General features: G+C 71.0%; 9 protein-coding genes. 5 read left to right on the plus strand and 4 right to left on the minus strand.

What is annotated here, in order from left to right:
• Positions 1–368 precede the first annotated feature (368 nt).
• Positions 369–1,904 (plus strand): MFS transporter, encoded by a 1,536-nt coding sequence (locus ACIBCM_RS00400; RefSeq protein WP_399238508.1) that lies wholly within the window; start codon positions 369–371, stop codon positions 1,902–1,904.
• A gap of 312 nt (positions 1,905–2,216) precedes the next feature.
• Positions 2,217–2,903, plus strand: coding sequence for a ScbR family autoregulator-binding transcription factor (locus ACIBCM_RS00405; RefSeq protein WP_399238510.1), 687 nt, complete (start codon positions 2,217–2,219; stop codon positions 2,901–2,903).
• A 169-nt stretch (positions 2,904–3,072) separates the two neighbouring features.
• Here ACIBCM_RS00405 and ACIBCM_RS00410 read toward each other — a convergent pair whose 3' ends face one another.
• Complete coding sequence (locus ACIBCM_RS00410) at positions 3,073–3,705, minus strand: class F sortase (RefSeq protein WP_399238512.1); 633 nt, start codon at positions 3,703–3,705, stop codon at positions 3,073–3,075.
• Positions 3,706–3,930: 225 nt separating this feature from the next.
• Complete coding sequence (locus tag ACIBCM_RS00415; protein WP_399238514.1) at positions 3,931–4,491, minus strand: hypothetical protein; 561 nt, start codon at positions 4,489–4,491, stop codon at positions 3,931–3,933.
• A 485-nt stretch (positions 4,492–4,976) separates the two neighbouring features.
• On the opposite strand from ACIBCM_RS00415, the gene ACIBCM_RS00420 reads away from it, so the two are divergent.
• The 3 genes from ACIBCM_RS00420 to ACIBCM_RS00430 all read left to right on the plus strand — a co-directional run bounded on the left by ACIBCM_RS00420 (position 4,977) and on the right by ACIBCM_RS00430 (position 6,729).
• Positions 4,977–5,600 (plus strand): NADPH-dependent FMN reductase, encoded by a 624-nt coding sequence (locus tag ACIBCM_RS00420; RefSeq protein WP_399238516.1) that lies wholly within the window; start codon positions 4,977–4,979, stop codon positions 5,598–5,600.
• Positions 5,601–5,926: 326 nt separating this feature from the next.
• Positions 5,927–6,253 (plus strand): divalent-cation tolerance protein CutA, encoded by a 327-nt coding sequence (gene cutA / locus ACIBCM_RS00425; protein WP_399238518.1) that lies wholly within the window; start codon positions 5,927–5,929, stop codon positions 6,251–6,253.
• Positions 6,250–6,729 (plus strand): gamma-glutamylcyclotransferase family protein, encoded by a 480-nt coding sequence (locus tag ACIBCM_RS00430; protein ID WP_399238520.1) that lies wholly within the window; start codon positions 6,250–6,252, stop codon positions 6,727–6,729. The genes cutA and ACIBCM_RS00430 overlap by 4 nt, the downstream gene beginning before the upstream one ends.
• Before the next feature lie 153 nt (positions 6,730–6,882).
• Here the strand turns inward: ACIBCM_RS00430 and ACIBCM_RS00435 are convergent, their stop codons facing one another.
• Both ACIBCM_RS00435 and ACIBCM_RS00440 read right to left on the minus strand, forming a co-directional pair.
• The gene (locus tag ACIBCM_RS00435) at positions 6,883–7,464 is read right to left on the minus strand and encodes a TIGR03086 family metal-binding protein (RefSeq protein WP_399239769.1); all 582 of its coding nucleotides are present in this window, start codon (positions 7,462–7,464) and stop codon (positions 6,883–6,885) included.
• Between the two features lie 361 nt (positions 7,465–7,825).
• Positions 7,826–8,578, minus strand: a complete 753-nt coding sequence (locus ACIBCM_RS00440) for a vancomycin high temperature exclusion protein (RefSeq protein WP_399238522.1) — start codon at positions 8,576–8,578, stop codon at positions 7,826–7,828.
• Between the last annotated feature and the right edge of the window lie 4 nt (positions 8,579–8,582).

Consider the following 8,582-nt stretch of genomic DNA (forward strand, 5'->3'; position numbering starts at 1 on the left):
GCGCCGTACCAGCGAACACCGCGTAGGGCACTCCTTGCCACGGGTATCACGGCGTACTGGGAAGAAAAACCGACCGTAGTGGATGTAAAAACCTGGCGGGCTGCCGGTCCTTGAGGGGTCTTGGCCGGTTCGGGGCCCGAGAGGCAATCGGGCGCTGTTTTAGCAGGTGAGAGCGATTCCACGGCGGGGATTGGGGTCGGCGTCGGTGGCTCGGAAGCGCCTTGCTGCCGTCCGGGCATGCCCTTCTGGGCACCGAAAGAGACCGTCAAGGCCGTTGAACAAACCGGCATGCCGGTTTTATATTCAAGTCGTCCCCACTCGGGTCGGCCTCTCACGGCGGTCCGGGCTCACCTTCGAAAGGCTGACTGATGGAACGTCATCCACGTCGCTGGCTCATCCTGATCGTGCTCTGCCTCAGCACGCTGGTGCTGGTGATCGACAACATGGTGCTCACGGTGGCGATCCCGCCGATCACGGAGGACCTGGGGGCGAGCGCCCAGGACATCCAGTGGATCATCGACTCGTACATGCTGGTCTTCGCCGGACTGCTGCTGACCGCGGGGAGCCTCTCCGACAAGTACGGCCGGCGGAAAGTGATGATCATCGGGCTGGTGCTCTTCGGCGCCGCCTCGGTGCTCGCCACCGTCGCGGCCAATCCCGAGCAGCTGATCCTGGGCCGGGTGCTCATGGGGGTCGGCGGTGCGCTGGTGATGCCGAGCACGCTGTCCATCCTGATCACGGTCTTCGACGAGGACGAGCGGCCCAAGGCGATCGCGGCCTGGAGCGCGGTGGCGATGGTCGGTCTGGTCGGCGGTCCCGTTCTCGGGGGTGCGCTCATCGCCAAGTTCTGGTGGGGCGCGGTCTTCCTGATCAACATCCCGATCGCGATTCTGGCGATCGTCGCCGCGCTGGTGCTGATGCCGGAGTCCAAGGGTCCGTGGCGCAAGGCCGACCCGCTCGGCATGGTGCTGTCGATGGCCGGCATGACCGCGCTCGTCTGGACCATCATCGAACTGCCCAAGGGCGGACTCGACCACACCGGTACCCAGATCTCCCTGGCGGTGACCTTGATCGGTCTGATCGGGTTCGCGGTCTGGGAGACCCGTACGGACTCGCCGATGGTGCCCGTCAGCCTGTTCCGCAACAAGGTCTTCACCGGGGCGAGCTTCTCGCTCGTGCTGCTGACCTTCGCCAACGGCGGTCTGATGCTGGTGCTGACCCAGTATCTGCAGTTCGTGCTGGGCTACTCCCCGACCGAGACCGGTCTCGCCTTCGCACCGCTGGCCGTCGCCACCCTGGTGTTCAACACCATCGGCGCCTCGCTGGTGGCCAGGACGGGCAACCGGGCCATGGCGGTCACCGGCCTCATCGTCATCGCCTCCGGCTTCGCGCTGCTGGCGAGCCTGTCCGCCGACGACGGCTGGGGTGTGCTGATCGGTGCCATGCTGCTCATGGGTGCGGGCAGCGGTCTGGCGATGCCGGCGGCGATCGCGGCCCTGATGGGAGCCGTACCGGAGGAGCACGCGGGTGTCGGCTCGGCCCTCAACGACACCATCCAGCAGGCGGGCGCGGCCCTCGGCGTCGCCGTCATCGGGGCGGTCCTCTCGTCCGGTTACACCGGTGCCATGCCCGCCACCGTTCCCGAGGCGGCCCGCGAATCCATGGGGCACGCGCTCGAACTGGCCCGGAAGACCAAGGACTCCACGCTGCTGGAGGCCGCGCGTGAGGCATTCACCACCGGAATGGCCCACAGCTTCCTGGCGGGAGCGGCGGGTGTGGTGGCCGCGGCGGTACTGGCCTTCTTCCTGATGCGGACGCCCCGCGCCGGCAAGCACGCCAAGGTCGTGGCGGGCTCGGAGACGGCGCCCCGGCCGAAGGACGAGGAACTCGTCCAGGCGCGCTGAGCCCGTGGGCGCCGGCGGCGGACCGCCGGCGCGCCGGGCGGGGCCGTACACCGGCGGAACGGAACGAGCAGAGCGGTAGAACGGCAGGACTGCACAACTGCAGAACAGCTGAAGAACGCAAGAAAACACAGAAGAAGAACAACGGAACAGAACAAACAGGCAGGGCCACGGCAGTGGAGGCGGTGAGCGCGGACTCCGCGGTGATTCCGGACTTCGGGTCCAGGATCCCGGCGGACCGCGTTCGCCGCCCCTGACTGTTAGAATCAGACCCTTCGGTTTTCTTTTACGTCCGAGCGGCGAGGGAGGCGCCTCATGGCGCAGCAGGAGCGGGCCATCCGTACACGGCAGAAGATCCTGGTCGTGGCGGCCGCGATGTTCGACGAGGTCGGGTACGAGGCGACGAAGATCACCGACATTCTGGAGAGGGCGGAGCTCACCAAGGGTGCCCTGTACTTCCACTTCTCGTCCAAGGAGGAGCTGGCGCAGGCGGTTCTCGCCGCCCAGGTCGACGCGCTGCCGGCTGTTCCGCGGCAGGAGCTCAAGCTCCAGGAGTCGCTGGACACCGCGCAGCTTCTCACCCATCTGCTCCAGCGGGGGACCGGGGATCCGATCATCCAGGGGAGTGTGCGCCTGACCGTCGACCAGGGCTCGGCCAAGGACGGCCTCGACCGTCGTGTGCCCATGCGCGGCTGGATCGACTACAGCCGCAGCCTTTTCAACGAGGCCCGTCTGAACGGGGAGTTGCTGCCGCACATCGATGTGGACGGCCTCTCGTGGACCTTCACGGGTGCCTTCACCGGCATCCAGGTGCTGTCGAGCATCATGACGGACCGCGAGGACATGCCCGAGCGGATCTCGGCCCTGTATCGCACCCTGATGCCCTCCATCGCCGTGCCAGGCGTTCTCGCGCGGCTGGACTTCTCCCCGGAGCGGGGGGCGGTCGTGTACGAGCAGGCGATGAAGCTCCGCGAGCAGGGGGACGCGGCCTCGGGGGACTGACCGTCCGGCCCGGACCCGGGCCCGTGCCACCCGTGCGGCCCCGGAGCGAGCCGGGCCCGAGGCCATGTGCCCGGAGCCTGGGGTCGGGGGCCCGGGGGGCCGGGGTCCCGGGTCGGGAATCCGTGTTCATGGGCCCGGGCCGTGTGAGGCCCGCACGGCCGGGGACCCTTCAGGCCGCCTTGTCGTTCCGTACGCCGATGAGATGGGCGAAGGCCACGACATTCCCCTGGTAGCCGGACTTCTCGCTGAAGCCGCCGCCGCAGGTGATCACCCTCAGTTCGGCGCGGTCCGTGGCCCCGTACACCTTCCGGTCCGGGAACTTGTCGTACTCGTACACCTCGATCGCGTCGATGGTGAAGACGGCCGTGCGGCCGTCGGCCCGTGACACCTCGATGCGATGGCCCTTCTCCAGCGCGCCGAGGCTGTAGAAGACGGCGGGTCCCCGGGCGTTGTCGACATGACCGGCGACGACGGAGGTGCCCCTGGCGCCCGGCGCGGTGCCGTGCCGGTACCAGCCCGCGAGATTCCGGTTCCCGGCCGGCGGTACCTCCAGACTGCCGTCCTTGCCGAGACCGAGGCCCATCAGGGGCGCGTCGACCTCGATGTCCGGGATACGGAGCCGCAGGGGTGCGGCGGGCGGGAGGGGGTCGGCGGCGGCATCGGTGTGCGTCCGGGGTCCGGCCGCGAACGCCTGGGCGGCGGAGGGCACGGGCGGTGTCACTTTCTGCGCGCCGTTCTGCACCAGCCACAGACCGGCGCATACGGCGGCGGCCAGACACCACCCCTTGGCCTTGGAGCTCAACGGTCCTCCGTTCGGGGGTGCGGGCCCGGCGGGCCGTAAGGGGCCACACGGCCCCGCGCGCGGCGAGGACCGTGACCGAGGCGGCGTGACCGGGGTGATGGTGTGACCGGGGCGGCGTGCCCGGGCCGTGCGAGCGGGCCCGGGTGCCGATGTGCCCCCGTTCCCGGGGCTGAGCCCGACAGGAACGGGGGACGGGGCGGGTACGGGACCGGCGTGGCCGGTCCCTCAGCTGCCCTGGTCGCCGCTCGCCCGACGACGCAGAAGCAGGGTCCCGCCGACGGCGGCAGCGGCCAGTACGGCCACACCCGCCGCGATCTGGGTGGTGTCCGGGCCCACGCTGCCGCCGAGACCGGTCCGCACATGGCCGCTCGGCTCCCCGTAACCGCTCGACTCATTGCGGCCGTGCTCGCCCTTTTCCTCGCTCTCGCGACTGCGCACGACCACGTCGCCCAGGGCGCGCCTGCCGTCCTTGCAGCGCACCTCGATGGAGTACGTCCCCGACTCGGTGCCCCGGGGAATCCTGAACTCCCCGACCACGACCTCCTTGTGCGTGCCCTGCGCCAGCCGGAACTCGCCCACGCCCAGCGAGCGGGCGTCACCGACGGCATGCCCGCTCCTGCCGCAGGCGGTCGTGTTCACCGTGACGGTCGCACCGTGCTCGGCGGTCGACGGGAAGACTTCGAGGGCGTCGACCTCCCCGGCGTACGCTCCCGAAGCACCGAGTCCGAAGCCTATGGCGGCGGCTGCCAGCGCGGCGCTGGTCAGCAGGCGGGCGGTGGTGCGCATGGTGTTCCTCCGGAAGCGCGGTGGTTCTGCGGCGTCTCTTCCGAGGAAAGGCGCGGCCGGCCGGCCGCGCCTGCTGATTGGGCATCAGATTCGCCCCCATTGCACGGCGTGGCGTACTGGACGCGAAGTGTCGTCGCAGGTCAGTGAGGGTGCGGGTGAAACGTCGGTCCGGGCGCGCCGATCGGGTGACGGCGGGGGCAAGCCGTCATCGGGACCGGTCTCCCGGTCGGCCGCTCTCCCGCTTCGTGCGGCCGTCCGGTCGCCCGGCCTCCGGGTGCCTGTACGCCTCCGGGTCGGCGTTCGGCCCATCGGCACTGTTCCGGCGGGGCGGCCGGTCGGCACCGTTCCGGCAGCGCTGCTCCGCCGGCACCGCCGTACCGGGACCGGACCCGACCGCCGGGCACCAGCCACGAGGCGTACCGATACGGCCAACGGGACCGGCGCCGCTTGACCTCGACCGAACTTGAGGAACGACTCTCTCCCCCATGGACCTCATCACACCCGATACGTCCGCAACCCTCACCGCCCGTCCCGCTCCGCTCGATCTCGTCGTCATCTCCTCCAGCAACCGGGCCGGCCGCTTCGGGCCCGTCGTCGCCGAATGGTTCCTGGAACACGCACGCGGACGGGAGGACTTCGACGTACGGTTCCTCGATCTCGGGGATCACACCCTTTCCACCCGTCTCACCCCGAAGCCCGAGCCCGCCGTGAGCGAGACGCTCGCCACGGTGTCGCCGATGCTGGCCCGGGCGGACGCCTTCGTCGTCGTCACACCCGAGTACAACCACTCGTATCCCGCCTCGATCAAGAGCCTCATCGACTGGCACTTCACGGAGTGGCGAGCCAAACCCGTCGGCTTTGTCTCGTACGGAGGAATCTCGGGCGGCCTGCGGGCGGTCGAACATCTGCGGCAGGTGTTCACCGAGATGCACGCGGTCGCCATCCGTGACACGGTTTCCTTCCCCCACGCCCACTCACAGTTCGACGCCGACGGCCGGCACAAGGGCCCCGAGGCGTGTGACGGCGCTGCCCTGTCGATGCTCGACCAACTCGCCTGGTGGGGACTGGCCGTCAGGGACGCCAAGTCCGTACGTCCCTACACCGACTGACTCCGTACGTCCCCACGCCGACCGGCGACGGGACGGAGGCCCTGCTCCGGCGCGGGTGCCCGCGCCGGAGCTGCGGCTCGTACGCTTCACGACCGGTTCCGGACCGCCGTACGCCACCGCCGACCGGACGGTTCGTCCCGCACGGGACGGTGCGTGCCGCACCCAGCCGGTCCGTACCGCACGGGACGGTTCGTACCGCGTCGGCCCGGTCACCCCGGCCGGTTCATGAGGCGCCGGACCGGCGGCGCGGTGCCGACGGCCGGGCCGTCTGGCGCGCGGGGGAGGGACACCTCCTGTGCCGTACCGGTGATGCGTACCGTGTGGTTATGACACCGACCGCGTTGACCGTACTCACCACCACCGACGGCGCCGCCAAGGCGGAGGAACTGGCGCGCGGTGCGGTCGAGGCCCGGCTCGCCGCCTGCGCGCAGATCTCCGCGCCCGTGACCTCCGTCTACCACTGGCAGGGCGCCATCGAGACCGCCCAGGAGTGGCAGGTCCTCTTCAAGACCACTTCCGCCCGCTATGCCCAGCTCGAAGCCCATCTGCTCGCGGCACACGACTACGACACCCCGGAGATCATCGCGACCCCCGTGACCGACGGCAGCGCCGCCTATCTCGCGTGGATCGACGCGGAGACCGGGGACCGATGACTGCCGAACCCGAACTCCCCTTCTTCGTCTACGGCACCCTCCGCCCCGGGCGTCACAACCACGACCTCCTTCTGCGCGGCCGGACCGCCGCCGAGGAGCCCGGATTCCTGCCGGGAGCCGTCCTGTACCACGGCCCCGGCTATCCGTACGCCGTCGAGACCCCCGGCGACAGCCGCCTCTTCGTCACCGGCGAACTGCTGACGGCCGCACCGGGGCGGTACGAGGCGCTGGTCGCCGCGCTCGACGAACTGGAGGGATACAACGCCCCCGGCCACTCCGGCAATCTCTACGAACGGGTCGCCCGCGACGTCCTGCGCCCGGACGGCACCCCCGTACGCGCCTGGGTGTACCTCGCCGCGGCCGGGACAACCGCCCGGCTCCGTTCCGGAGGCACTCTGGTACCCGGCGGCGACTGGCCGGACCGGACGCCTGCCCGGCGGGCGCGGGCCCGACCCGCCGTACCGCACACCCCGTGACGCCGGCGAGCCGTACGGCAGGCGGCGCTCCCTGCCGTGGAGTCATACGGCGCCGGACAATATGCCCGTCGGCGGCGGACCAGAGGCCGCCGACGCCGACCGGGCTCGCCGGGCCGTCCGGCGCGACGGCGGGCGGTACGGGCCGGGCGGGGCTCAGGCCCGGCGGCCCAGCAGCGCCAGGAGCCTTGTCTGATGGCTGTCGCCCGGCGGCGGCTCGATCGGCGGGGCGAAGAGGCCGGACTTGGACAGCTCCGACGCATAGGGAGTGACCTCCTCCAGAGCGAAGTTCACCAGCGCCGCCGGAAGCCGCTCGGGCGCGCCGATCGCCCGTGACAGATCCCAGGCGTGCACCACGGCGTCGGTCGTCATCTGCGCGCAGTACGCGACGGCCGGGGTCTCACCGTACGAGAGCCACACCGTCCGCTCCAGCGCGCCCGGCTTCCCGAACGCCTTGCGCGCACCGCGCGCCGCCGCGTCCCAGGCGGAGCGCGGCCGGGCACCGAGGACATCGCCCTCGTACGCGTCGCCGATGTCGGCGATCGTGGAACCGTCGGTCACCAGATCGGGCACCCACAGCTGTTCGGCGGTGAGATGGTTGACGAGATCGCGCACGGACCAATCGGTGCACGGCGTCGGTTCGTCCCACTGGTCCGCCCGGACGGCATGGACCCGTTCGGTGAACAGCGCGAGGGCCTCGGAGTGACGGCTGAGCAGGGTCGCGACATCGTGTTCCATGTTTGCCATAGCGCTCACTGTCGCGCGCCGGGGGTGGTGACGCGAGCGTGCACCCGCGTGTCCGGCGTGTGTTGCGCGTCCGTGCGTCCTATCGGTGACACGAGCGGTCGCCGCCGGCGGTGACCTATGACAGGGCGGCGGCCTGTGAAAGCGCGGGCTGTGGGCTACCGGCCCTGCCCGGGTGGCCCCCCGGTCCTGCCCGGGAAACGGTGTCCGCAGCCCGCCGCCGCCATGGCCCGGCGTCCGCCGCCGGGTTCTGCCCGTCCGCCGCCGGGTTCTGCCCGTCTGCCGATACGGCCCGGCGCTCGCCGTCATGGATCCGTGGCCGGTGGGGCGGCTCCCGGGGACCGTGGCCCGGCCCTCAGCCGTCGGCGGAGGCCAGCGCCTCCTGGACACCCTTCTCCTGGTCCCCGAGGAACGTCGGATCCGGTTTGAACGCCGCGTCCAGCGCCGCCTTGCCCGCCGCGACCATCTCCCGCGCGCCGTAGTACCAGGTGTTGGCGTCACGGGGCTCCTCGACCCCGACTCCGTACGACTCGATCCCCGCCGAATCACACAGCGCGAGGGCCCGCCGGATATGGAAGCCCTGCGTCACCAGTACCGCGCGATCGACACCGAAGATCTTCTTCGCCCGCACACAGGAGTCCCAGGTGTCGAACCCCGCGTAGTCGCTGACGATCCGGCCGTCCGGCACCCCGCGCTCGGTGAGATAGGTGCGCATCGCGTCCGGCTCGTCGTACTCCGCCCTGCTGTTGTCCCCGGTGACCAGCACGACCTTGACCTTGCCCGCCCGGTACAGCTCGGCCGCCGTGTCCAGCCGGTGCGCGAGATACCTCGTGGGCCTGCCGTTCCACAGACCGGCGCCGAAGACCATGGCGACGTCCTGCGCCGGGACCTCGGAGGCCGCCCGGACGCGGCCGTCCGCGGTCGTGTGCATCCAGGTCGCGGGGGCGAGAGCGACCACCGTCCCGACCATCACGGCCTGGGCGATCAGCCGCTGCCCGCGCCGGGTCCGGGGCAGCCGCAGCCGGCCGGACCGGCTCGGACGGGGCGGCCGCGGCGGCTCCAGTTGCCCCGCACGCTGCCGCCGTAGCCTCAGTCGTGGTCGCTTCATACCT

It is taken from the genome of Streptomyces sp. NPDC051018, assembly GCF_044456085.1.
Classification (GTDB): Bacteria; Actinomycetota; Actinomycetes; order Streptomycetales; family Streptomycetaceae; genus Streptomyces.

Coding starts and splice junctions, on each gene's coding strand:
- ACIBCM_RS00400 (WP_399238508.1), top strand. CDS start 369: ATGGAACGTCATCCACGTCGCTGGCTCATCCTGATCGTGCTCTGCCTC.
- ACIBCM_RS00405 (WP_399238510.1), top strand. CDS start 2,217: ATGGCGCAGCAGGAGCGGGCCATCCGTACACGGCAGAAGATCCTGGTC.
- ACIBCM_RS00415 (WP_399238514.1), bottom strand. CDS start 4,491: ATGCGCACCACCGCCCGCCTGCTGACCAGCGCCGCGCTGGCAGCCGCC.
- ACIBCM_RS00420 (WP_399238516.1), top strand. CDS start 4,977: ATGGACCTCATCACACCCGATACGTCCGCAACCCTCACCGCCCGTCCC.
- cutA (WP_399238518.1), top strand. CDS start 5,927: ATGACACCGACCGCGTTGACCGTACTCACCACCACCGACGGCGCCGCC.
- ACIBCM_RS00430 (WP_399238520.1), top strand. CDS start 6,250: ATGACTGCCGAACCCGAACTCCCCTTCTTCGTCTACGGCACCCTCCGC.
- ACIBCM_RS00435 (WP_399239769.1), bottom strand. CDS start 7,464: ATGGAACACGATGTCGCGACCCTGCTCAGCCGTCACTCCGAGGCCCTC.
- ACIBCM_RS00440 (WP_399238522.1), bottom strand. CDS start 8,578: ATGAAGCGACCACGACTGAGGCTACGGCGGCAGCGTGCGGGGCAACTG.